This is a genomic window from Bradyrhizobium sp. AZCC 1721, from assembly GCF_036924715.1.
In the GTDB taxonomy this organism is placed as follows: Bacteria; Pseudomonadota; Alphaproteobacteria; order Rhizobiales; family Xanthobacteraceae; genus Bradyrhizobium.
In genome coordinates this window covers 6,833,142-6,858,158 of record NZ_JAZHSB010000001.1, presented here as the reverse complement: position 1 = coordinate 6,858,158, position 25,017 = coordinate 6,833,142, and the positions used below count along the sequence as shown (strand labels likewise).

Sequence of the window (25,017 nt, the reverse complement as noted above, 5' to 3'; positions counted from 1 at the left end):
AGAATCTCGAGATTCCGGGTCTGGTCCTTCGGACCATCCCGGAATGACGGAGTGAGTTAGTTTATGGCTATCCTCGAATCCACCATCTCCCCCTCCGGTGCCGCCTACAGGGCCAATCGCGACGGCATGCTGGCGCTGATCGCGCGCATGCGCTCGCTGGAAGATCGCACGCGCGCAGCATCGGCCCAAGCCAAAGATCGCTTCCACAAGCGCGGGCAATTGCTGCCGCGCGAGCGCGTGGCGCTGGTGCTCGATCCCGGCTCGTCGTTCATCGAACTATCGACGCTCGCCGGCTACATGTTCGACGTGCCGGACGCGGAGAAGAGCGTTCCCGGCGGCGGCGTGATCGCGGGTATCGGCTTCGTCTCCGGCATCCGCTGCATGGTCAGCGCCAATGATTCCGGCATCGATGCCGGCGCGCTGCAGCCGTTTGGCCTCGACAAGACGCTGCGGGTGCAGGAACTGGCGCTGGAAAACAAGCTGCCTTACGTGCAACTGGTCGAAAGCGCCGGCGCCAATCTGCTGCGCTACCGCGTCGAGGATTTCATCCGCGGCGGCAACATCTTTCGAAATCTCGCGCGGCTGTCGGCCGCGGGGCTGCCCGTTGTCACGGTGACGCATGGATCGTCAACGGCGGGCGGCGCCTACCAGACCGGGCTCTCCGATTACATCGTCATGGTCCGCGGCCGCACCCGCGCATTCCTGGCCGGACCGCCGCTCTTGAAGGCGGCGACGGGTGAGATCGCAACCGAGGAGGAACTCGGTGGCGCCGAGATGCACACCTCCATTTCGGGTCTTGGCGACTATCTCGCCGAGGACGATCGCGACGCGCTGCGCATCGCGCGCGATATCATGGCCAGTCTGGAATGGGATCGGCCGAGGGCTTCGGCGCTGTCCTTCAAGCCGCCACGCTATGACGCTGAGGAACTGCTCGGCATCATGCCGATGGACCACAAGCGTCCCGTCGATATGCGCCAGGCTATCGCGCGCTTCGTCGACGATTCCGATTTCACCGAGTTCGGCGCGAATTACGGCCCGGCGACGGTCTGTGGCCACGCCCGCATCGAAGGACAGGCGGTCGGGATCATCACCAACAACGGCCCGCTCGACGTGCCCGGTGCCAACAAGGCGACACATTTCATCCAAGCCTGCTGCCAGTCGCGCACGCCGCTGCTCTACATGAACAACACCACCGGCTACATGGTAGGCCGTGCCTATGAGGAAGCCGGCATGATCAAGCACGGATCCAAAATGATCCAGGCGGTGACGTCGGCGACCGTGCCGCAGATCACGATCTATTGCGGCGCGTCGTTCGGGGCCGGCAACTACGGAATGTGCGGGCGCGGCTTCCACCCGCGCTTCTGCTTCTCCTGGCCCAATGCCAAGACCGCGGTGATGGGCGGCGAGCAGGCCGCCGAAACCATGGCGATCGTGACAGAGGCTGCGGCGGCGCGGCGGGGCAAGCCGATCGAGAAGGAAAAGCTGGAAGCGATGAAGGCGCAGATCACGGGCGTGTTCGACGGCCAGATGGACGTGTTCTCGACCAGCGCGCGGGTGCTCGACGACGGCGTGATCGATCCCCGCGATACCCGCAGCGTGCTTGCCGAAGTGCTGGCGATCTGCCGCGAGGCCGAGGCCCGCACGCCGCAGCGCATGCAATTCTCGGTCGCCCGGCCATGAGCGGAATCGAGATGAAGCGAACGCCATTCTTCAAGATTCTCGTCGCCAATCGCGGCGAGATCGCGTTGCGGATCATGCGCACCGCGCGCCGCCTCGGCTATGGGGTGGTTGCCGTCTATTCCGATGCCGATCGTGATGCGATGCACGTACGTGAGGCGGACCAGGCGGTGCGGATCGGGGAGGCGCTGCCAGCGCAATCCTACCTGCGGATCGATGCGATCATCGCCGCCGCCAAAGCCAGCGGGGCCGGCGCGGTGCATCCGGGCTACGGCTTCCTCGCCGAAAACGAGGATTTTGCGCAGGCCTGCCGCGATGCCGGGCTGGTCTTCATCGGGCCGTCGCCGGAGGCGATCCGGGCGATGGGCAACAAGGCCGGCGCCAAGGACATCATGCGAGAGGCTGGCGTGCCCATCGTGCCCGGCTATCAGGGCGCGGACCAGAGCGACGCGGTAATGCTGGCAGAGGCCAGGAAGATCGGCTTCCCCGTGATGATCAAGGCGGTCGCCGGCGGTGGCGGGCGCGGCATGCGGCTGGTCGAGGACGCCGCGGCATTTCCCGATGCACTGCGCAGCGCAAGGTCGGAGGCGCAGGGCGCGTTCGGCGATCCCACGGTGATCCTGGAGCGCGCGATCGTCGATCCCCGCCACATCGAGATTCAAGTATTCGGCGATCGCTACGGCAATGCCATTCATCTCGGCGAGCGCGATTGCTCGGTGCAACGCCGACACCAGAAGCTGATCGAGGAAGCGCCCTCGCCAAAAGTGACGCCGGATTTGCGGGCGCGCATGGGCGCCGTTGCGGTCGGTGCCGTCAAATCGATCGGCTATGAGGGCGCGGGTACGTTGGAGTTCCTGCTCGATCCGTCCGGCGAGTTCTATTTCATGGAAATGAACACGCGCCTGCAGGTCGAGCACCCCGTCACCGAAGCGATTACCGGGCTCGATCTGGTCGAACTGCAATTGCGCATTGCGGCCGGCCAGCCGCTCGGGCTCAAGCAGGAAGACGTCAAATTTTCCGGCCACGCCATCGAGGTGCGGTTGTGCTCGGAGGACGCGGACCATGACTTCATGCCGCAATCGGGGCGAATAGAGCTGTGGCAGATGCCCGACGGCATCCGCGTCGAGCACGCGCTGCGTTCAGATTCGGAGATTCCGCCGTTCTACGATTCGATGATTGCCAAGATCATCAGCCATGGTGCCGACCGCAATGAGGCCCGCGGTCGGCTGATTTGCGGGCTGGAGCAGACCGCGGCGTTCGGCGTCACCACCAATCAGGGATTCCTGATTTCCTGCCTGCGCCATCCCGCCTTCGCGAAGGGCGAAGCGACCACGGCCTTCATCGGTGATCACCGCGACGAATTGCTGGCGCCGCGCGTGAGTGACAAGGCCGAAGCTGCACTGGCGGCATTGCTGCTTTTCGTCACCAACCCGCATGCGCCGCCCTGGCGCAGCGGACGCAGTCTAGCGGCAACCTTTCCGCTGACGATGCGGATCGACTTTGGCCACGGTGCGTTCGAGGTTGATATCGTTCGGAACCGCGACGGGAGTTATGTCGCGGGCTTCGAGGGCGACGAGCGGCGTTTCGAGATCGACGAGCTCGGCCCCGACACGATCCGCTTCCGTGCCGACGGCATGATGGAGTCAGCGAGATTCTTGCGCGATGGCGACCAGCTCTATGTCCTGCATCGCGGAGCCTCGATTGCCGCCCGCGATCTGACGCTGGCTGCACCGGCCTCCGCTGTGGCGGCGGACGGCGACGGCAAGGTGCGCGCGACGATGAACGGCCGTGTGGTCGCGGTGCTGGTCAAGCCCGGCGAGCAGGTTGCCGTCGGCCAACCGGTTATGACGCTGGAAGCGATGAAGATGGAGCACGTGCACATGGCAGGTGTTGCTGGCACGGTTTCGTCGATCGATGTCACCGAGGGCGAGCAGGTGACGACGGGACGGATCGTCGTGGAGATTGCGGCGGCGTGACAAAAATCTCTGTCGTCCCGGGCTTGACCCGGGACCCATAACCACGAACGTTCGATTTGTGCGAAGTTGGGGCGATAACTTTGGTTCGTAAGTAGCAGCGGTGGTTATGGGTCCCTGCGTTCGCAGGGACGACGATAGACTTATTCCGGTCGTCCCGTGCCGTCGTTCAGCCAGCACGCTACCTGATGTCCTTCGCCGGCCTCCACCAGCGCCGGCCGCTCCACCTTGCAGCGGTCCATCACATAGCGGCAGCGGGTGTGGAAGGCGCAGCCTGAAGGTGGATTGATCGGGCTCGGGACGTCGCCGTCGACCATCGGCGCGAGGCGCTTTGCCTTGGGATCAGCGACCGGGACTGACGCCAGCAGCGCCTGCGTATATGGATGCCGCGGGTTGGCGAACAATTCCGACTTGTCCGCGATTTCGACAATGCGTCCGAGATACATCACGGCGACGCGATGGCTGATATGGGCGACGACGGCGAGATCGTGGGCGATGAACAGGTAAGAAAAATCGTTCTTGCGCTGCAGGTCGATCAACAGGTTGATCACCTGCGCCTGGATCGAGACGTCGAGCGCCGAGACCGGCTCGTCGCATACGATCAGGCTCGGCCCGAGCGACAGTGCCCGCGCGATGCAGATGCGCTGCCGCTGGCCACCGGAGAATTGGTGCGGGTAGTTCTTCATCTGATCGGGCCGCAATCCCACCTGCGCGAATAGTTCCGCGACGCGTTCCTGCTGCGCGCGGCCGGTCGCGAGCCCATGCACGGCGAGCGGCTCGCCGACGATATCGCCCGCGGTCATGCGCGGATTGAGCGAGGCGAACGGATCCTGGAACACGATCTGCATGGAGCGACGGTGCGGCCGCATCTCGGCCTTGCTGAGCCCGGTGATGTCGGTGCCGTTCAGCTTGATGGCGCCGCTGGACGGCTCCACCAGCCGTAGCACGGCGCGTGCGACCGTCGATTTGCCGCAGCCGGATTCGCCGACCAGCCCGAGCGTCTCGCCCTTGCCGACCGAGAAGCTGACGCCGTCGACCGCATGCACAGTGCCGACGCGCCGGCGCAGGACGCCGCCGCGCACCGCGTAATGCTTGACGAGGTCGGTGACTTCAAGGAGGGGGCGTTGGTCGCTCATGGCGCGCCCACCAATTCGGTTGCGCGCCAGCACGCCGCGAGATGATTGGCATCGACTTCCTGCAGCGGTGGATATTCGGCGCGGCATCGGTCCACGGCAAGGCGGCAGCGCGGCGCAAAGGCACAGCCCGGCGGCAGGTTGGTCAGCGACGGCACCATGCCGGGAATCTCATTCAGTCGCGCATCGGTCTTGGCACCAAACGAGATCACCGCCGGCATCGAGGCCATCAGCCCGCGCGTGTAGGGATGCTTTGGATTTTCGAACAGGTCCTCTACCGTCGCTTCCTCGACCTTCTTGCCGGCATACATCACGATGACGCGTTGCGCGGTCTGCGCGACGACGCCGAGATCGTGCGTGATCAGGATCAAGCCGGTGCCGAGCCTCTTTTGCAGATCGACGATCAGCGCCAGGATCTGCGCCTGGATCGTCACGTCAAGCGCGGTGGTCGGCTCGTCCGCGATCAACAGCGCCGGCCGGCACGCCAGAGCCATCGCGATCATCGCGCGCTGCCGCATGCCGCCGGACAATTGATGCGGATATTCGTGCGCGCGCCGGTCCGGTTCGGGAATGCGGACCAGGCGCAGCATCTCGACCGCCTTGGCCCAGGCCTCCTTCGCGGTCATCTCCTGGTGCAGGCGGAGCACTTCCGTGATCTGGTCGCCGATCCGCATCACCGGATTGAGCGAGGTCATCGGCTCCTGAAAGATCATCGAGATTCGATTGCCGCGGATATCGCGCATCTCGGCCTCGTCGAGGCTGAGCAGATCGGTGCCTTCCAGCGTCACCGAGCCGCCGACCACGCGGCCCGGCGGGTCGGGCACCAGCCGCATCACCGACAGCGCGGTCACGCTCTTGCCGCAGCCGGACTCGCCGACGATCGCGAGCGTCTCGCCGCGGCGGACGGTGAACGAGACGTCGTCGACCGCGCGGAACAGCCCGGAATTGGTGAAGAACACCGTCTGCAGGTTCTTCACATCGAGAATAGTGTCGTCCTTGCGCGCCTCGCTCATCAGCCGCGTTGCCTCGGATCGAGGATGTCGCGGAGCGCGTCGCCGAACAGATTGGTGCCGAATACGGCAAGGGAGATGGCGACGCCCGGGAAAATCACCAGCCACGGCGCGGTGCGAACATATTCGGCCGCCGATTCCGACAGCATGCGGCCCCAGGACGGATAGGGCTCGGGAATGCCAAGGCCGAGGAACGACAGCGAGGCTTCGGTGAGGATGGTGGAACCGAGCTGCGCGGTCGCCAGCACGATCAAGGGCGCGAGCGTGTTCGGCAGCACGTGACGCAGCGCAATGCGGGTCTCGCTCATGCCGATCGATTTTGCGGCCTCGACGAAGGGCTGCTCGCGCAGCGCCAGCGTATTGGCGCGGATCACGCGGGCGACGGTGGGGATCAACGGGATCGCAATCGCGATGATCACGTTCGGCAGCGAGGGACCGAGCGCCGCGGTCATCACCAGCGCCAGCACCAGCAAGGGCAGGGCCTGCAGGATGTCGGTGACGCGCTGGAACAACAGATCGACCCAGCCGGACAGATAGCCCGATACGAGGCCGACGATGACGCCGATCGACGATCCCAGCGCGGTGGCGCCGATACCGACGGCGAGCGAAATGCGCGCGCCGTGAATGATCCGGCTCCAGACGTCACGGCCGAATGAATCGGTTCCCATCCAGTGCGCCGCGCTCGGCGCTGCCAGCCGCTGCGCCGAATCGACACTGAGCGGGTCGTAGCGGGCGATCAGGTCGGCCGAGATCGCCATCCAGACGAACATCACCATGATCACAAGGCCGATCGTGCCGAGCAGATAACGCTGCGCCAGGAACACCAGCCGGCGCCAGCCATGCGTCGAATGAGCGCCGGCCCGCCTCAACTCGCTCTCGAAGTTAATCGTGGCCACGCGGCTAGTCCCCATACCGGATGCGCGGATCGATCGCGGCGTAAAGCATGTCGACGGTGAAGTTAGCGACCACCACGACCACGGCGATCAGCATCACGAGATTCTGCACGATCGGGTAATCGCGCCAGCGCAACGCCTCGACCAGGAAGCGGGCCACGCCTGGAATATTGAACACGGTTTCGGTGACAATCAGCCCGCCGATCAGGAACGCCGCCTCGATGCCGATCACGGTGATAACAGGGAGAATCGCGTTCTTCAGCGCGTGGCGATAGTTGACCGAAGCCTCGGACGCGCCCTTGGCGCGCGCGGTGCGGATGTAGTCCTGCCGCAGAATTTCGAGCATCGAGGAGCGCGTGATGCGCATGGTCAGCGCGGCGCTGCGAAAGCCGACCGCCATCGCCGGCACGGCATAGATCGCGAACGCCTCCGTCCAGGTTGCCGGGTTCGGATTGTAGATCGGCATGTGGCCGAACAGCGAAACCGAGGCCATCAGGATAAGCAGCCCGAGCCAGAAGGAAGGCAGCGACAGGCCGCTCAGGCTGACGACACGGAGGGTGTAATCCAGCCGCGAGCCTTGGTGGACTGCGCTGAGAACGCCTAAGGGAATGCCGATCGAGGCCGAGAACAACAGCGCCAGCGCCGCCAGCCGGGCGGTGATCGGAATGCGCGGCAGGATCTCTTGCAGCGCCGGCTTTTCCGAGACGTAGGAATAGCCGAGATCGCCGTGCAGCAGCCCGCCGATCCAGTTCAGATATTGCTGGTAGATCGGCAGGTTGAGGCCGAGTTCCTTTTCCAGGTTGGCCTTGTCGGTGGGATCGACGAAGCCGGCGGCGTCGAACAGGATGTCGACGATGTTGCCGGGGACGACCCGCAGCAACACGAAGATGATGATCGAGATCCCGATCAGGGTCACGAGCATCAAGGCGAGGCGTCGCACGATATAAGCAAACACCCGGCTACTCTCCCTGACTATCCGTCATTCTCGAACCCCTCCGTCATTGCGAGGAGCGATAGCGACGACGCAATCCATCTATCCTCGTGCAGAGAGGTGGATTGCTTCGCTTCGCTCGCAATGACGGACACAAAACTGCGCGCTCGAAATTTACCGTCACACCGGCTTCTCTCGGCCGAACGTTACTTGTCCATCCAGACGTCTTCGTAACGGTAGCCGTTGTAGGAGCTGTTCACCATGATGGTGATGCCCTTGACATAAGGCTGCCAGCACGAGCCCTGGCGGGCGTGCAAGATGATCGGCCGCGCCACGTCTTCCTGCAGCTTCTTGTCGATCTCCCAGACCAACTTCTTGCGCTTGGCGGCATCCTTCTCCATCGACTGCTCGTCGAACAGCTTCTCGATTTCCCTGTTGCAGTAGTTGGTATAGTTGCGCTCCGAGCCGCAAGAATAGTTTTCGTAGAATGACTGGTCGGGATCGTCGACGGCATTGCCGGTGAGGTTGAGGCCGAGCGAGTAATCCTTGCGGGCGACCTTCGGGAACCATTGTGCGGTATCGACGACGTCGAGATCGCCGTCGATATAGATGCTCTTCATCTGGTCGATCAGGATGACGGCGGGATCGCGGTAGATCGGGATGTTGCGCGTGGCGACCTTGACGGCGAGGCGCTTGTCCGGTCCATAGCCCGCCTTCTGCATCAGCTTGCGCGCCTCCTCCCGATTGGCGTTGACGTCGGGACCGTAACCCGGAATCGATTCCAGCATTTCCTTCGGCATCGCCCACAAGCCGCCCGGTGCGGGGAGCATGGTGCCGCCGATGTCGGCCTGTCCCTCGTACAATATCGAGACGAAGGCCTTGCGGTCGAGCACCAGTGCCAGCGCGCGGCGAATGTCGATATTGTCGAACGGCGGGGCGGACGAGTTGACGATGATGTTGGTCGAGACGTTGACCGGCTCGACCACGCACACTGCGTTCGGTGCCTGCGACTTGACCTCCTTCAAGAGCGGGATCGACACTTCGGTCGGGAACGTCATGTCGAATTTCCCGGAGACAAATCCGAGAATGGCCGTCGAACGGTTGGTGATGATGGTGAACTCGATGCCGTCGAGGTGCGGCTGGCCCTTCTTGAAGTAGTCGGGATTCTTCGTGAGCTTGATCGATTCGTTGGCCTTGAACTCGACGAATTTGAATGGGCCGGTGCCGACCGGCTTGGTACGCATGTCGGCCGGGGAGACGTGGCAGGGGTAAACCGGGGTGTAGCCGGAGGCGAGTAACGACAACAATGCCGGCTGCGGCCGCTTCAGGCTGAACGATGCCTCGAAATCGCCGTTTGTCGTCACGTCCTCGACCTGGTTGTACCAGGACTTTCGCGGGTTCTGACGGAATTTTTGCTGCGACTTGCCCATCAGCATGTCGAAGGTGCACTTGACGTCGGCTGAGGTGAACGGCTTGCCGTCATGCCACTTGACGCCCTGCTTCAATTTGAAGGTGAGTTTCTTGCCGTCGTCGCTCCAGGCCCAGTTCTCCGCCAGATCCGGGACGATGGAATCGACGCTATTCTGCGCGACGTCCTGCTTGAACATGACCAGGTTGTTGAAGACCGGCATGAAGGGAACGTTGATCGAGAAGGTCGCGCCTTCATGGATCGAGGCGCTGCCCGGGCTGTCGCGATGATAGACCCTGAGGATGCCACCCTGTTTGGGCTCGCCGGCCGATGCAACATCATAAGCCGGCAGCAACAACAGCGCTGCCGCGGCAAGCGCATGAACGCTCCGCATGGTCCCCTCCCATATGTGCTCGGTCTCGAAACGGCCGATTGCATCAGACGATAGCATGCCCGCGCGTCCGGGCAACCGGCCAAGACAATGCACAGATCGGCAATTCGAACTAATCGAAATCCGTGCGGCGGAACATGCGCGCCAACCGGCCGTTCGCTGCGAAAGCGGCGGATTGGTTGCAGCGTAGCCGTCATGTTGCGGCTCGCGCTGGAATGTCTCGCCGGATGATGCACCGCACCACCGGGTGTCGCGACGTCTGTGTTCGGGCTCGCCATCTCACATCGTCGCATGCTCACACGATCCGCGAGGTCTTGTTGCCCCAATAGCGATCGCGCAACAGGCGCTTGTAGAGCTTGCCGGTCGGCAGCCGCGGCAGTTCGGCCTCGAAATCGATCGAGCGCGGCACTTTCTGGCGCGACAGCGACTGGCTGCAGAAGGCGATCAGTTCGTCGGCCAGTTCCTGTCCCGGCGAGACGCCCGGCATCGGCTGCACCACGGCCTTTACTTCCTCGCCAAGGTCGGGATTCGGCACCCCGAACACCGCCGCATCGGCGATCTTGGGGTGAGTGATCAGGAGGTTCTCGCATTCCTGCGGGTAGATGTTGACGCCGCCGGAGATGATCATGAAGGTCGCGCGATCGGTCAGATAGAGAAAGCCGTCCTCGTCGACATAGCCGACGTCGCCGACCGTGCTCATGCTGCCGTCAGGCGAGCGCGCCTCCTGGGTCTTGGCCGGGTCGTTGAAATATTCAAACGGGGTTGCGGTCTTGAACCACACTGTGCCCGGGGTGCCCACCGGGCAGGGTTGCATGTTCTCGTCGAGAATATGGAGGTCGCCGAGCATCACCCGGCCGACGGTGCCGCGGTGTGCCAGCCATTCCTCGCTGTTGCAGGCGGTGAAGCCGAGCCCTTCGGTGGCGCCGTAATATTCATGGATGATCGGCCCCCACCATTTGATGACGTCGTCCTTCACCGCAGCCGGGCAGGGCGCGGCAGCGTGGATCGCGATTTCGAGCGATGAGAGGTCATAGCGCTTGCGGACATCCTCTGGCAGCTTCAGCATGCGCGAGAACATCGTCGGCACAAGCTGGGTGTGGGTAACGCCCCATCTTTGAACCAGCTCCAGATATTTTTCCGGATCAAAACTTTCCATGATGATGACGGTGCCGCCGGCGCGGATCGTCAGATTGACCGCCGCCTGCGGCGCCGAATGATACAGCGGCGCCGGCGAAAGGTAGATCATGCCTTCGCGGTAGTGCCAGACGCCGTGCAGGAAATCGAAGATCGCCAGGTTCTGAAGCGGAGGTTGTTCGGGCAGCGGCCGCAGGATGCCCTTCGGCCGGCCCGTGGTGCCCGACGAATAGAGCATCGCGGTGCCGATGCATTCGTCCGATCTCGGCGTCTTCGGGAGGCCTGCCGTCGCCTGCTCAAGCCCGACGATGCGGTCGCTCTCGCCGTCGCCGTCCGCGACAATGCACAAGTCGACCTTGGGGCATTCCTTCAGCGCCTCGCGGGCGACGTCGAGCTTTGCCTTCGAGGTGATGAGAATGCGCGACTGGCTGTTGGTGAGGATGTAGGCAAGCTCGCCCGCGGTCAGGTAGGAGTTCACGCAGGTATAATAAAGCCCGCTGCGTTCGCCGGCGCCGCAGGCCTCGAGGTAGCGGCTGTTGTTCTCCATGAAGATCGAATAGTGGTCGAGGCGCTTGAGTCCGCGGTTGCGAAACAAGTGCGCCAGCCGGTTCGTGCGCGCCTCCAGTTCACGATAGGTTACGGCCTCTCCGGTGGAAGCCATGATGAAGGCGGGCTGCAGCGGACGAAGGTGAGCATGTGTGCCGGTGTACATATTGGCTTCGGTCTCCTTACGCGGTCATGTCCAAAATCTCGCGTACCTGCGCCGGTTCATCGATCTTGCGCGGATTGCGCGGCACCCACGGCGTTGCCATCGCTTGTTGCGCGATGCGGTCGAAGTGCTCAGGCCCAACCTTGACCTCGCGCAGGCTGCGCGGCATGCCGAGATTGCGAATGAATCGATCGAGCACGTCGCCGGCGTCCTCGTTCGGATGGCCCATGGCGGCTGCGACCAGCGCCTGACGTTCGGCATTCGCTGACTTGTTCCATCGCATCACCGACGGCAGCATCACGCAGGAGGTGTAGCCGTGCGGGACTCCGAACTCCGCGCCGAGCACGTAGCCGATGCCATGGCTGGCGCCCATCGGCACGCCGGAAGCGAGAGGCCCGGTCGAAAGCCAGGTCCCGATCTGGCAATCCATCCGCGCGTCGAGGTCGCCGGCCGCGGCCTTCACCCGTGGCAGCGCCTGCGCCAGCATCGATAGGCCCTTCAGCGCCTGCGCATCGCCATATGGGTGAGCCTCGCGCGAGCAGATGCCTTCGACGCAATGGTCGACGGCGCGGATACCGGTCGACAGCCACAGCCATTCCGGCGTGTGTTGGGCAAGCCAGGGGTCGAGAATCACGGCGCGCGGTATCAGCAGCGGATGGCGCAGCGCTTCCTTGACCTTCGTCTTCTCGTTGGTGACGCCGGCCGTGGAGGAGAATTCACCGCCGGCGATCGTCGTCGGCACGCTGATCTGGCGCACCGTCGGCGCGGCAAGTTGCGGTGAGCCGCCGCGACCGGCCTTGATCCGGTCGATGTCATCCGCGCTGCGGACGTCGTTGGCGAGGCAGAGCTGCACGGCCTTGGCGCCGTCGGTGATCGACCCGCCGCCGATCGTGACGATGAGATCGGCATCCGCTGCGCGGGCCTGTTCGCTGGCGGCGATCACGGCTGAGCGCGGCGTGTGCGGCGGCATCGCGTCGAACGTGCCGACGCAGCGCGGTCCCAGCGCACGGCGGATGGTATCGATCACATCGGTTTCGCGGTTGAGCGTGCCGCTGACCATCAGGAAGGCGCGCCTCGTGCCGAGCCGATCCACCTGCGCGACAAGCGCCTCGGACGCCGGCCGTCCGAACACGACCTCGTCCATGGCGCCGAATACGACACGCCCTCTGTGCACGATTGTCCTCCCTGGACATTTTTCTGGCCCTTGTGGCGGGCCTTGCGGCGAGGTTAGCCGAGGAAATCGGCGACGTCATGCTTGAAGGCGGCAAGCCTGCGCCAAGAGGCGCGCCGCGGAATGACGAGGGCGGGGCGGGGCGAGAGTCTCTGCACGATGTCACGTTTTCGTCATCAGGCGGCGATTAGCTGGCCGTTCGTCGCAACGGGTTCCGCTTTCATCGCAATGCGAAAATGCGAAATCGTGCGTTGCGAAGAGCGTTGACTACGCTGATGCATAACGATTGTGCTTGATCCCAGCCGGTTCTTGACGAGACTGGGAACCGATCACATCTGTGGCCTCCGCAACTAAGTTCCACGGCAAGCTTTTCCATCGATCAGGATGTTGAGAATGCAGGGGGAGATGGGATTGAGCACGACTGAGCCATTGAGACGCCCGGCTGCGGCAAGCCGTGATGGTCACTCACTTCGCGGTCTCAAATGGTTGCCCCCATTGCTCGCGCTTGCGCTGTCCGCCTGTGGCGACAAGCCGCCGCAACAGCCAGCCGCCGCGGCGCCATCGGTCACGGTCTCGCAGCCGGTGAAACGCACCGTCACCGATTGGGACGAATTCACCGGCCGCTTCGAGGCCATCCAGGAGGTCCAGGTTCGCGCCCGCGTCGGCGGGTTCGTGACCAGCGTCGAATTCCGCGACGGCGCGATCGTGCGCTCAGGTGATCTGCTGTACGTGATCGACGCGCGTCCGTTCGAGGCGGTCGCCGAACAGGCCGATGGGCAGTTGTCCGATGCGCGCGCGAGAGCGGAACTCGCCAGACGCGAACTCGACCGCGCGCTGACATTAAATCAAACCCAGGCGGTGTCCGATTCCGTCGTGGACCAGCGCCGCCAGACCCTGCAGGCGGCGCGCGCCGCGGAGATGCAGGCCGAAGGCGCGCTCAAGGCCGCCAAGCTCAACATCGAATTCACCCACGTGATGGCGCCGATCACCGGCCGCGTCAGCCGCCATCTCGTGACGCCAGGCAATCTCGTGCAGGGCTCCGAGGGCGGCGCCACGCTGCTCACCTCGATCGTCTCGCTCGACCCGATCTACATCTATTTCGATGTCGACGAGGCGACTTACTTGCGAAACAGCCGGCTCTGGTTCGAAGGCAGGCGGCCGAGTTCGCGCGACACGCCGAACCCGGTCCAGGTGACGCTGACCGGCGAAACCAAGCCCTCGCATGAGGGCAAGATGGATTTCCTCGACAATCGCCTGGACGTCTCGACGGGTACGCTGCGCAGCCGCGCCGTGATCCCGAACAAGGATCTCTCGATCCTGCCGGGACAGTTCGGCCGCGTCCGGATCGTCGGCAGCGGGCCTTATGAGGCGCTGCTGCTGCCGGACACGGCAGTTGCGACCGACCAGTCGCGCAAGATCGTTTTTGTCGTCAAGGACGACAATACGGTCGAGGCGAAGCCGGTGACGCTCGGACCGCTCGATGAAGGCCTGCGCGTGATCCGTGAGGGCCTGAAGCCGGAAGACCGCGTCATTATCGACGGCCTGCAACGGGCACGGGTGGGGGCAAAGGTCAGCCCGCAGCCGGGTGAGATCAAGCCGGCCGGTGCCAAGACATGAATCTCGGCCGCCTCTCCATCAACCAGCCCATCCTGGCGATGGTGTTGTCGATCGTGCTTCTGATCGTCGGCGCGATCGCCTACACCACGCTGCCGGTCTCCGAATATCCGCAGGTGGTGCCGCCGACGGTGACGGTCACTACGCAATATCCCGGCGCCTCTGCGCAAACCGTGTCCGACACCGTCGCCGCTCCGATCGAGCAGGAGATCAACGGCGTCGAGGACATGCTGTATCTCTACAGCCAGGCCACCTCGAACGGGCAGTTGACGATCACGGTCACCTTCAAGCTCGGCACCGATCTCGACAAGGCCCAGGTGCTGGTGCAGAACCGCGTCGCGATCGCGCAGCCGCGGCTGCCCGAAGAGGTGCAGCGCAACGGCGTCATCACCCGCAAGAACAGCCCCGACATCCTGATGGTCGTGTTCATGCTGTCGCCGGATGATACGTTCGACCAGCTCTACATCTCCAACTACGCGCTGCTGCAGGTCCGGGACGAGTTGCTGCGGCTCGACGGCGTCGGCGACATTCAGATCTTCGGCGCGCGCGACTATTCGATGCGGCTGTGGCTCGACCCCGACAAGATCTCTACGCTCGGCCTGACCGCGGGCGAAGTGGTGGCGGCGATCCGCTCGCAAAACGTGCAGATCGCGGGCGGCCAGATTGCGGAGCCGCCGATCGGCGACCGCGCCTTTTCGCCGAATCTCACCTTTACCGGCCGTCTGAAAGACCCGAAACAATTCGAGGAGATCGTGGTCAAGGCCGGCGCCGACGGGCGCACGGTCAAGCTGCGCGATGTTGCGCGGATCGAACTCGGTGCTTTGGCCTATTCGACCAACAGTTTTCTGCTGCGCAAATCCGCTGTCGCCATGCTGGTGACGCAGCGGCCGGGCTCGAATGCGCTGGCGACCGCCGAGAATATTTCCAAGACGATGGAGAAACTGAAGGCGAGCTTCCCGAAGGGGCTCGACTACAACATCGGCTACAACCCGACCGAATTCATCGCGCAGTCCGTCAGCGAGCTGATCAAGACGATCTACGAGGCGATGGCGCTGGTCGTGATCGTGGTGTTGGTATTTTTGCAAGGCTGGCGGCCGGCGATCATCCCGATCATCGCGATTCCGGTCTCGCTGGTCGGCACCTTCGCGGTGATGGCGGCGCTCGGGTTCTCGATCAACAATCTGACGCTGTTCGGCCTTGTGCTGGCGGTCGGCATCGTGGTCGACGACGCGATCGTGGTGGTCGAAAACGTCGAGCGCCACCTCGAACATGGCATGAGCCGGCGCGACGCCGCGCTCCGCACCATGCAGGAGGTTGGCAGCGCGCTGGTGTCGATCGCGCTGGTTCTGTGCGCTGTGTTCGTGCCGACCGCCTTCCTCGGCGGCATCTCCGGGCAGTTCTTCCAGCAGTTCGCCGTCACCATTGCGGTCGCGACCGCGATTTCCTGCTTCTGTTCGCTGACGCTGTCGCCGGCGCTGGCCTCGTTGATCCTGCAGCCGCATGAGGACAAGAGGCCGGCGGCACGCTGGAATTTCATCGCCCGCGGTTGGGGCGCCTTTACCGGCGTGTTCAATCGCGGCTTCGACCGGTTGGCACATGGCTATGCCAGCACCGCCGATTTCGTGATCCGGCACGCGGTAGTGATGCTGGTGCTCTATGCGGCGCTGATCGGCAGCGCCGGATGGCTGTTGATGACGACGCCGCAAGGTTTCATTCCGGCGCAGGACCGTGGCTACGTGATCGTTTCCGTGCAATTGCCGGGTGCGGCCTCGCTGGCGCGAACGACCGAAGTGGTCCGCGAGATCGAGCGGATTGCGCTGGATACGCCGGGCATCATTCGTGTCGCGGCATTTGCCGGCTTCTCGGGCGCAACGCGGACGCAGGCGGGCAATGCCGCCGCGCTATTCCCCGTGTTCGAAGATCCGGCAGAGCGCCACAAGAAGGGGCTTTCCGCAGGCGCGATCGCCAACAATCTGCGCACGCGGCTGGCGAGCATCCAGGGTGCCTTCATCATCGTCATCCCGCCGCCGGCGGTGCCCGGCATCGGCACCGGCGGCGGCTTCACGATGCGCATCCAGGACCGTCAGGGCCGCGGCTCGGAAATGCTCGCGGCCGCAACCGACGAACTGGTCGGCGCCGCGCGCAAGGCGCCCGGCCTGACCCAGGTGTTCTCGCCGTTTGCCGCCAACACGCCGCAACTGTTCGTCGACATCGACCGCGTCAAGGCGCAGAAGCTCGGCGTGCCGATTGCGAACATCAACGATACGATCCAGACCTATTTCGGCTCGTCCTATGTCAACGACTTCAACCTGTTCGGCCGCACCTACCGCGTCACGGCGCAGGCCGATCTGCCGTTCCGGAAGGAGACGTCCGATCTCGCACGCCTGCGCACCCGCAACGCCGCCGGCGACATGGTGATGCTCGGCAGCGTTGTGAGTTTCAGCGACATCTCCGGACCCGACCGCGTCGCGCGCTACAATCTCTATCCGGCGTCCGAGCTGCAGGGCGACACGTTGCCGGGGACCAGCTCGGCGACCGCGATCGAGACCGTGAAGAAGCTGGCCGAAGAAACGCTGCCGAGCGGCTTTTCTTTCGAATGGACCGATCTGTCCTACCAGCAGGTTACCGGCGGTAGCGCGGGCCTCTACGTATTCCCGATCTGCGTGCTGTTCGTGTATCTGGTACTGGCGGCGCAATATGGCTCGTGGAGCCTGCCGTTCGCGGTCATCCTGATCGTGCCGATGTGCCTGCTCGCTGCCACCGTCGGTGTGCGGATCATGGGGCAGGACGTCAACATCCTGACCCAGATCGGTTTCGTGGTGCTGGTGGGGCTGGCGGCCAAGAACGCCATTCTCATCGTCGAGTTCGCGCGCGATATCGAACTCGAAGGAAAGGCGCGCCTGGACGCCGTGATCGAAGCCTGCCGGCTGCGGTTGCGGCCGATCCTGATGACATCGTTTGCCTTCATCCTCGGCGTGTTGCCGCTGGTGATCTCGTCGGGCTCGGGCTCGGAGATGCGGCAGGCGGTGGGCGTCGCCGTGTTCTTCGGCATGATCGGCGTCACGCTGTTCGGCCTGGTATTCACGCCGATCTTCTACGTCATCGTGCGCAACCTCGCCGAGGGCAGGGGCAAGAAGCGGGCGGCGGTGTGAATTCGCGCTCGTCGCGCCCCGCAATGACGACGCAGTTTCGATCAAAGTTCCCCAATACTTTTGGCTGATCTGAAATGGATGGGCACTCGCGGGGTTATTGAATAAAGTCGCGAGGTTCCTTTGACAAAAAATTCCTGGAGAAAAGAATGAAGTCGGGATTGTTGGCCGCCGTTGCGGCAGTTGGTCTTTTGCTCGCCGCGCCGGCATCGGCGCAGGGCGTCAAGATCGGCATTTTGAACGACCAGTCCGGGGTCTACGCCGATTACGGCGGCAAGTGGTCGTTCGAAGCGGCCAAGATGGCGATCGAGGATTTTGGCGGCGAGGTGCTCGGCCACAAGATCGAAATCGTCTCCGCCGACCATCAAAACAAACCGGATCTCGCCACCGCGATCGCGCGGCGCTGGTACGAGGTCGAGGGCGTCGACATGATCACGGAGCTGACGACCTCCTCCGTCGCGCTCGCGATTCACGAGCTTTCTAAGGAGAAGAAGAAGATCGACATCGTCGTGGGTGCTGCGACTTCGCGCCTCACCGGCGATTCCTGCCAGCCGTATGGATTCCATTGGGCGTACGATACGCACGCGCTCGCCTACGGCACCGGCGGTGCGCTGGTGGAATCCGGCGGCGATACCTGGTTCTTCATGACCGCCGACTACGCCTTCGGCCATGCGTTGGAAAAAGACACCGGCGATTTCGTCAGGGCGAAGGGCGGCAAGGTGCTCGGCGCAGTCCGCATTCCCCTGAACTCGTCGGACTTCTCTTCCTTCCTGCTGCAGGCGCAGAGTTCGAAAGCCAAGATCATCGGTCTCGCCAATGCCGGCCTCGACACCACCAACTCGATCAAGCAGGCGGCGGAATTCGGCATCGTCAAGAGCGGCCAGAAGCTCGCCGGCCTGTTGCTGACGCTTGCCGAAGTGCACGGCCTCGGCCTCGACGCCGCCCAGGGCCTGGTGCTGACCGAAGGCTACTACTGGGACCGAGACGCCAAGAGCCGCAATCTCGCCGAACGCTTCTTCAAGCGCACCGGCCGCATGCCGAACATGATCCAGGCCGGCACCTATTCGGCGACGCTGCAATATCTGAAGGCGGTAAAAGCGGCGGGCACCAAGGACACCGAGGCGGTGGCGAAGAAGTTGAAGGAGCTCCCGGTCGACGACGATTTTGCGCAAGGCGGCAAGGTGCTGGAAAACGGCCGCATGGTGCACGACCTCTATCTGTTCGAGGTCAAGAAGCCATCTGAATCGAAGAAGCCGTGGGATTACTACAAGCAGCTCGCCGTGGTGCCGGGCGACAAGGCGTTCCCGGCGGCGAAGGATTCCGGCTGCCCGCTGGTGAAGTAAGCTTTTTTGTCGTCCCTGCGAACGCAGGGACCCATAACCACAGGCGGTTGTTGGTTGCGCCGGGCGATGGCCCCAGCGTCGCGCAACAATTGCCATCGGTGGTTATGGGTCCCGGGTCGCGCTGCGCTTGCCCGGGACGACGTGGGAGAGAGAAGCGTGTCCGTCACCCCTGCACCAACCGCCACACGATGGCGCCGAATGCGCCGACCCACAGCGCGATCGTAGCCAGCGCCTGAGTCGCAAAGCCGGGGCTGCGCTGTGGGACCGACTTCGCGTAGCCAAATATATAGAAAATGCGGCCTATCACCCAGACCAGCCCCAGCGCAGCGGCAATGCCGTCGCTGATATAGATCGCGAACAGCCATAGCGCCGGCAAAAAGATCGGCAGCCATTCCAGCGTGTTCATCTGCGCGCGAAACACGCGCTCGAAATCGGGATTGCCCGAAATCGCCGGCAGCTTGACGCCGAATTTGCCGCGCGCCTGTGCCACACGAACGGACGAATAGAAGTAGACCAGGATCGCCAGCAAGCTGACGAGCGCGGTGAGATGATACATCGCTGAAACTCCCCTGTTTCGTGCGCGGGCTTAATAGCCCGTCATTTCCAGATAGCCCACCCCCGTGTGGCTGCCTGCGAAGCGAATCGGGCCTTCCCAATAGGGAAAGCTCGTGCCCATCCAACTCCGGGGATTGAGCGGCGTGCACTCGATTCTGAGCGCCTTGCTCGGAACCTCGATGCGCCATGTGGTCGGAATTTTTCGCGCCCCAATCTCGGTGAACGCGAGCGGCGTCATGGCGATATCCGCGGAGGCGAGTTGCTCGGCCGTGCCGTCGGGCGCGATCCATTTGCCCGAGCCATAATGCTGGCCGTCGGTCTGGCGCATCCGGTACAGCATCAATTTGTCGCCGGCGTTGAAATGCAGCGAGAGCCAATCCCATCCGCTTTGATCCGCGGCCAGCGGCTGGCTGCTCCACTCGCGATCGAGCCAGGCCATGCCGGTGACGTCGATGGGCCTGTCGTCAATGGTGAGGATGCCCGTCGTCGCAAAATGCGGCTGGCTGTAGTAATAGGAGGCCTGTTCGCGCAGCGATTTGCGGCTGTAGCCGCCTTCGCCCTGCAGCACCAGCGGCCGATCCGCGTCAAGCCGCAGCGTGTAGCTGAAGTCGGCGCCCGATGCTTTCAGTTCCAGCGGTGCGATATTGTCGTCATTCACGGAATCGAGGGCGCGCATCTCCCAGGCATCGATCCAGGCGTGAACCGGGTTGGCCTCGACGCCGGCCTGGCCGACACCGCCGCGCGCGAACGTCTGGCTGAAGCGATGAGTATCTTCGCGGGTGACGGCGGCATGGCCCATCCAAATCTGCTGGTTGGCCCAGCCCTCTCGCGGTCCGCCCGGCGCGATCGCTTGGCGAAACAGCGTCCATTGGGCGCCGTAGGCTGCTCCGCTGACATCGCTGAGATTGGCCGTCACATACCACCACTCGATGCGGAATTCCGGATGTGGGCCGTGGTCGGCAGGAAAACCAAATGTCCTGCCCGGCACGACCGGCGCAAATCCATCCGCGCTATCGCCAAGCCCGGCAAAGCCCTGCGCGAGTGCCTCGCCGCCGAATCCGGCCAAGAGTGTACCGCCAATGAAGCAGCGGCGGGTAATGAGGTCGCTACCGTTCATTGGCAAAGATCCTGATCAGGCTGGTCGGCTGCATGCGCGCCAGCCTGATGACGGGGAGCGCGGAAGCCGCAACCGCTGCCGCCATCGCGACGCCGGTGAGCCACAGCAATTGCAGCGGAAAGACATGAAACGGCAACCGCCAACCGAACGCCTTGACGTTGACGATCGCGAGCAGGCACCACGCGACCAGCAAACCCAGCGGAAGCGCAAAGATGGTGGTGATCAACGCCACCGAGGTCGTCTTCAACAGCTCGATGGCCGCGAGCCGCCGCCGCGTGACGCCGATCGCCCACAACGGGGCCAGTTGCGGCAGGCGGGAATTGGCAAGCGTCAAGAGGCTCGTCAACAGCGCCACGCCGGCGACGCCGAGCGTGAAGGCGTTCAGCGCCGCCGTGACCGCGAAAGTGCGGTTGAAGATCCGCGTCGATTCCGCCTTCATCGTCGCCTGGTCGGCGACATTGCGATCGTCGAGGCCGAACTTTTCCTGCAGCGCCGAGATCAGCGCCGGGATCTTTGGCGAGGCGACCCGCAGTCCCATGCGCGTCAGCGGGATTTCCGGAAAGCGCCGCGTCAGCGCGGCGAAGTTCACCGCGATCTGGCCCTTGGGGTTGCCATAATCGGCATAGATGCCGACCACGTTGAGCGTCCAGTTTCCGCCTGACGCGGGCACGTCGATGCGGTCGCCAAGGGAGAGATGCAGCCGTCGCGCCAGTTGTTCGCTGACAAGGGCCGCATCGCCAGGGCGAAGCTTGACCCAGGCATCCTCAGCCGATTGCAGCAGCGGCCAGTTGTCGCGATAGGTGGCGTGATCGGACAGGCCCAGCACCTCGATCGGCCCGCCCGCCAATTGCGTATCGGCACGGCCGCCGGGCAGGATCGCCTCGACCTCGGGGCGTTCGCGAAGCCACGCCTTGATCTCGTGTGCCTGCGCGTCGTTGGCGGCGTTGACATAAATTTCTGCGGCCAGCCGCCCGTCCAACCAGACCAGAAACGTGCGGGAAAAACTCTCGACCATGGTGGAGACGCCGACATTCACCGCCAATGCGAGCAACAGCGCCATCAGGGCGAGCGACAATCCCGACAATTGCTGGCGGCTGTCGGCCCAGAACCAGATTCCGAGCGGGGCTCGTGCATAGCGCTGGCCAAGCGACAGCACGATTTCCAGAAACATCGGCAGGATCAGCGCTGCGCCGAGCATTATTGCAGCGAGCACGGCAAAGCCAGAAATCAGGGAATCGCCAAACCACAAAAAGCCGCCGGCCGCTGCGAACGCGACGAGCGCCAGCGCGCTCTGGTAAATGAGCCAGCGCCGCTGCGCCTGTTGCCAGGCGAAGGGCTGGGCGGTGGCGAGCAACGGCAGCCGCAGCGCCTTGGTGAGACTGGCAGCGGCCGCTGCGAGCGCGCCCAAGATGCTGATGGCGATGCCCGCGATCCACCATTGCGGCTTGAGCGTGAGATGTCCCGGAATCTGCGCGCCATAGAGCCCGCGCAGCGATGCGGCGACGTCAGGCAGTAGCGCGCCGGCGATGAAGTAACCGCACACGAGTCCAATCAGCCCCGCGGCCAGTGCCAGCGCCACCAGTTCAAGCACCAGCACGGCGTTCAGCATCCGCGCCGAGACGCCGCAGGCGCGCAAGGTGCGCAAGGTCGGCAACCGCTGCTCGAAGGCGAGCCCGATCGCCGAATTGACGATGAACAGGCCGACAAAGAACGACAGCAGCCCGAACGCGGTCAGGTTCAGGTGAAAACTGTCGGTGAGACGTTCGAGATCGGTCTCCGCATCGGCTGCGACCAGCCGAAGCTTGTCGCCGGCAACGCTTTCAAGCGGCGCGTGCCTCCCGGTCGCCTTGCCGATCAGGAGCCGCGAAAGCTGGTCCGGCATTTTCAGGAGGTTCTGCGCAATGCCGATGTCGACGACCAGCACGCCGGGCACCAGGTTTGGCTGCACGCGAAGCGGCGGCAGCGGTGCGCCGCCATCGCCTCGTGGACGCGCGCCCTCCGCGAGCTTGAGGTCGGAAAGCGTTTCCGGCGCCACCAGGATCTCGCCCGGCGGCGTCATGAAGGATTGCAGGCCGGCTTTGCCGATCGTCGGCGCGTTGCCGACTTCAGCGGGCAGCGTAACGGGTTCGATGCCGAGCAGCCGCAACGACCGTCCCTCGATCTGGATGCGGCCTTCGAGCATCGGCGAGACCGGCCAGCCGGCGCGGCGCAACTCGACAAAAAGTTCTTGCGGAAAAGTTACGCCGTTGCGGGCGACCAGCATGGCGGTGCGCGTGCCGCCAAACGTAGCGGCGGCGCGATCATAGGATGTGCGCGCCTGCTGATTGAGCGCCTGCACGCCGCTCCACAGCGCGGTCGCCGAGATCAACCCGATCAGCAGGGTCGCCAACTGCATCGGGTGCCGCCGCCAGTGGCTCAGCAGCACGGCCAGCGTCCACAGCGCGCGTTTCACGCGATCACCCCGGCGTGGAGGTTGACCTGGCGGTCGAGCGTTGCTGCGAGCCGCGCGCTGTGCGTCACCAACAGAAAACCGCAGCCGCTGCGCGTCACCAGGTCGCGCGCCAGCGCCAGCACTTCGTCCGCCGTGTCCTCGTCGAGATTGCCGGTCGGCTCGTCTGCGAGCAGCAATAGCGGCTTGACCGCCAATGCCCGGCCGATTGCGACGCGTTGTTGCTGACCGCCGGACAATTGCTCGGGATAGCGCTTCAGGAAGCGGCCGAGCCCGAGCCGCTCCACCAGTTCGTGGTGCCAGGCCGCATCGTGACGACCGGCGATGCGCGACTGGAAAACGAGGTTGTCTTCCACGGTGAGGCTCGGGACCAGGTTGAATTGCTGAAACACCAAGCCGAGCCGGTCGCGGCGCATTTCCGCCCGCTCGGCATCGCTGAGTTCGGCGACTGCGGCATCCGCCAACCTGATCTCGCCGCCGTCGGCCGCATCGAGCCCGGCGATCAGGTGCAAGAGCGTGCTCTTGCCACTGCCGGATTCGCCGGTGAGTGCGACGCTCTCACCGGCAGCGACCGTCAGGTTCACGCCGCGCAGCACCGCGACCTCTTCGCCGGCGGTGCGGTAGCTCTTGGTCAGGCCGGCCACGTGCAGCACGGGGCCGGTCGCACTGGGATTGTATTTGGTCATGCGAGACGATGGACCGATCTGACCATGAAAATCCCCCGACGTGATGGCATGCAACATATCAGGGCACGCGTCCCCGATCACGGCCTCAATCGCGCCGCGCCGCGATCGTGATCCGGTTGTGGCGTGCGCCTGTCGCACCAGCCGGCAGTTGCACGGCGGGCATTTGCGGAAATCCCGGTTGCCTTGCCCGCAAGCCCCCTTGTAGCATCGAAACCGGCCAATCCTACAGAATCAGCAAAGATACGGGGAAACCAGCCATGACCGCGCAAGCGACGCCCAAGGGGACGCCCAAGGGCGCCTGGACAATTACCTTCTTGCTGTTTCTGTTCATGCTGGTGAACTTTGCCGACAAGATCGTCGTCGGGCTTGCCGGCGCGCCGATCATGGATGAGCTGAAGCTCTCGCCGGAACAGTTCGGCTTTCTCGGATCCTCGTTCTTTTTCCTGTTTTCCATCTCGGCCATCGTCGTGGGCTTTATCGTCAATCGCATCGATACCCGCTGGGTGCTGCTCGCGATGGCGGTGATCTGGTCGGTGGCGCAGTTTCCGATGGTCGGCACCGTCGGATTTACGACGCTCGTGATCTGCCGCATCATCCTTGGTGCAGGGGAGGGACCTGCGTTCGCGGTAGCGGCGCACGCGGTCTACAAGTGGTTTCCCGACGAAAAGCGGACGCTGCCCACCGCGATCCTTTCGCAGGGCTCGGCGTTCGGGGTGATCCTCGCGGTGCCCGCACTGAACTGGATCATCGTCAATCATAGCTGGCACTATGCGTTCGGCGCGCTCGGCATCGTCGGCCTGATGTGGGCAGCGGCGTGGCTGGTCATGGGAAAGGAGGGACCGCTGGTTCAGACCGTTACAACGGCCGCTGCCGACCCGCGCGTTCCCTATCTCCAGCTTCTAACTTCGCGAACCTTTATCGGCTGCTGCGCCGCGACCTTTGGCGCCTATTGGGCGCTGTCGCTCGGCCTCACCTGGTTCACGCCATTCATCGTCAAGGGGCTGGGCTTCTCGCAACAAGACGCAGGCTGGATTTCGGTTTTGCCCTGGGTGTTCGGCGCGGCCATCGTGCTGCTGACGGGCTGGGTTTCGCAGGTGATGCTGACGCGCGGCTATACCACGCGCGGTGCGCGCGGTGTGCTCGGCTCGGTGCCGCTGATCGTCGGCGGGGCGATTCTTGCCGTGCTACCCTATGTCAACGGCGCGGGATGGCAGATTGCGTTCCTCGTCGTCGGGTCCGGGCTGTGCGGCTCGATCTATGTGGTCTGTCCGCCGATGCTCGGCGAATTCACCCCGGTGCAGCAGCGCGGCGCCGTGATCGCAATCTATGGCGCGATCTACACGCTGGCGGGAATGATCGCGCCGTTCGTGATGGGCGCCGTGATTCAGAATGCGGCGGTGCCGCTCGACGGCTACATGACCGGCTTCACCATCAACGCCGTGATCATGGCGGCGTCAGGGTTGCTCGGACTGTTGCTGCTGTGGCCGAACACGGAACGCGCAAGGCTGATGGCGCAAGCAGCGGCACAACCGAAATTCGCGTGAGGAAATAACAAATCCATCCGTCGTCCCTGCGAACGCAGGGACCCATAACCACGAATGCTGATTGTCTAAGCGAGACGTCTGCCACATCGCCCTGAACGATGAGCCGCGGCGTATGGGTCCCTGCGTTCGC

17 protein-coding genes are annotated in these 25,017 nt (G+C 63.9%); 6 read left to right on the top strand and 11 right to left on the bottom strand.

The genetic code is table 11. The features are described from left to right. The first annotated feature begins 63 nt into the window (after positions 1 to 63). Positions 64 to 1,680 (top strand): acyl-CoA carboxylase subunit beta, encoded by a 1,617-nt coding sequence (locus V1273_RS32715; protein ID WP_334379899.1) that lies wholly within the window; start codon positions 64 to 66, stop codon positions 1,678 to 1,680. Between the two features lie 11 nt (positions 1,681 to 1,691). Continuing rightward, entirely contained in the window at positions 1,692 to 3,653 is a 1,962-nt protein-coding gene (locus V1273_RS32710) for an acetyl/propionyl/methylcrotonyl-CoA carboxylase subunit alpha (RefSeq protein WP_334411991.1), read from the top strand. Positions 3,654 to 3,793: 140 nt separating this feature from the next. On the opposite strand, the gene V1273_RS32705 is transcribed toward V1273_RS32710, so the two are convergent. From V1273_RS32705 to V1273_RS32675, 7 genes are all read right to left on the bottom strand, one after another. After that, positions 3,794 to 4,786 carry an ABC transporter ATP-binding protein gene (locus tag V1273_RS32705; RefSeq protein WP_334365460.1) on the bottom strand — a complete coding sequence of 331 codons (993 nt, stop codon included), beginning with the start codon at positions 4,784 to 4,786 and terminating at the stop codon, positions 3,794 to 3,796. Then, a complete protein-coding gene (locus V1273_RS32700; protein WP_334365459.1) occupies positions 4,783 to 5,796 on the bottom strand; it encodes an ABC transporter ATP-binding protein in 1,014 nt (337 codons plus the stop codon). The genes V1273_RS32705 and V1273_RS32700 overlap by 4 nt, the downstream gene beginning before the upstream one ends. Then, positions 5,796 to 6,689: an ABC transporter permease gene (locus V1273_RS32695; protein ID WP_213289705.1), complete on the bottom strand. Its 894-nt coding sequence runs from the start codon at positions 6,687 to 6,689 to the stop codon at positions 5,796 to 5,798. Before V1273_RS32695 ends, V1273_RS32700 begins: the two co-directional genes overlap by 1 nt. Positions 6,690 to 6,693: 4 nt before the next feature. Next, positions 6,694 to 7,641 (bottom strand): ABC transporter permease, encoded by a 948-nt coding sequence (locus V1273_RS32690; protein WP_057841301.1) that lies wholly within the window; start codon positions 7,639 to 7,641, stop codon positions 6,694 to 6,696. A 182-nt stretch (positions 7,642 to 7,823) separates the two neighbouring features. Then, entirely contained in the window at positions 7,824 to 9,419 is a 1,596-nt protein-coding gene (locus tag V1273_RS32685) for an ABC transporter substrate-binding protein (protein ID WP_334411990.1), read from the bottom strand. Positions 9,420 to 9,711: 292 nt separating this feature from the next. Continuing rightward, positions 9,712 to 11,262, bottom strand: coding sequence for an AMP-binding protein (locus V1273_RS32680; protein WP_334411989.1), 1,551 nt, complete (start codon positions 11,260 to 11,262; stop codon positions 9,712 to 9,714). 16 nt (positions 11,263 to 11,278) lie between these two features. Continuing rightward, positions 11,279 to 12,433, bottom strand: a complete 1,155-nt coding sequence (locus V1273_RS32675; RefSeq protein WP_334379903.1) for an iron-containing alcohol dehydrogenase — start codon at positions 12,431 to 12,433, stop codon at positions 11,279 to 11,281. A 402-nt stretch (positions 12,434 to 12,835) separates the two neighbouring features. Between V1273_RS32675 and V1273_RS32670 the strand changes: the two genes are divergently transcribed. From V1273_RS32670 to V1273_RS32660, 3 genes are all read left to right on the top strand, one after another. Then, positions 12,836 to 14,047, top strand: coding sequence for an efflux RND transporter periplasmic adaptor subunit (locus V1273_RS32670; protein ID WP_442894176.1), 1,212 nt, complete (start codon positions 12,836 to 12,838; stop codon positions 14,045 to 14,047). Beyond that, on the top strand, positions 14,044 to 17,196 hold the full coding sequence (locus V1273_RS32665; RefSeq protein WP_334411988.1) for an efflux RND transporter permease subunit: 3,153 nt from the start codon (positions 14,044 to 14,046) through the stop codon (positions 17,194 to 17,196). The genes V1273_RS32670 and V1273_RS32665 overlap by 4 nt, the downstream gene beginning before the upstream one ends. A gap of 146 nt (positions 17,197 to 17,342) precedes the next feature. Then, positions 17,343 to 18,536 carry an ABC transporter substrate-binding protein gene (locus V1273_RS32660; protein WP_334411987.1) on the top strand — a complete coding sequence of 398 codons (1,194 nt, stop codon included), beginning with the start codon at positions 17,343 to 17,345 and terminating at the stop codon, positions 18,534 to 18,536. A 163-nt stretch (positions 18,537 to 18,699) separates the two neighbouring features. On the opposite strand, the gene V1273_RS32655 is transcribed toward V1273_RS32660, so the two are convergent. From V1273_RS32655 to V1273_RS32640, 4 genes are read right to left on the bottom strand one after another with little or no spacing between them, the layout of a single operon-like run. Next, positions 18,700 to 19,092, bottom strand: coding sequence for an MAPEG family protein (locus V1273_RS32655; protein WP_334411986.1), 393 nt, complete (start codon positions 19,090 to 19,092; stop codon positions 18,700 to 18,702). Positions 19,093 to 19,122: 30 nt separating this feature from the next. Next, complete coding sequence (locus V1273_RS32650; protein ID WP_334411985.1) at positions 19,123 to 20,208, bottom strand: lipocalin-like domain-containing protein; 1,086 nt, start codon at positions 20,206 to 20,208, stop codon at positions 19,123 to 19,125. After that, positions 20,198 to 22,660: an ABC transporter permease gene (locus V1273_RS32645; protein ID WP_334411984.1), complete on the bottom strand. Its 2,463-nt coding sequence runs from the start codon at positions 22,658 to 22,660 to the stop codon at positions 20,198 to 20,200. The genes V1273_RS32650 and V1273_RS32645 overlap by 11 nt, the downstream gene beginning before the upstream one ends. Beyond that, positions 22,657 to 23,343, bottom strand: a complete 687-nt coding sequence (locus tag V1273_RS32640; RefSeq protein WP_334365448.1) for an ABC transporter ATP-binding protein — start codon at positions 23,341 to 23,343, stop codon at positions 22,657 to 22,659. The genes V1273_RS32645 and V1273_RS32640 overlap by 4 nt, the downstream gene beginning before the upstream one ends. A gap of 257 nt (positions 23,344 to 23,600) precedes the next feature. On the opposite strand from V1273_RS32640, the gene V1273_RS32635 reads away from it, so the two are divergent. Then, complete coding sequence (locus V1273_RS32635; RefSeq protein WP_334379910.1) at positions 23,601 to 24,887, top strand: MFS transporter; 1,287 nt, start codon at positions 23,601 to 23,603, stop codon at positions 24,885 to 24,887. Positions 24,888 to 25,017: the final 130 nt, after the last annotated feature.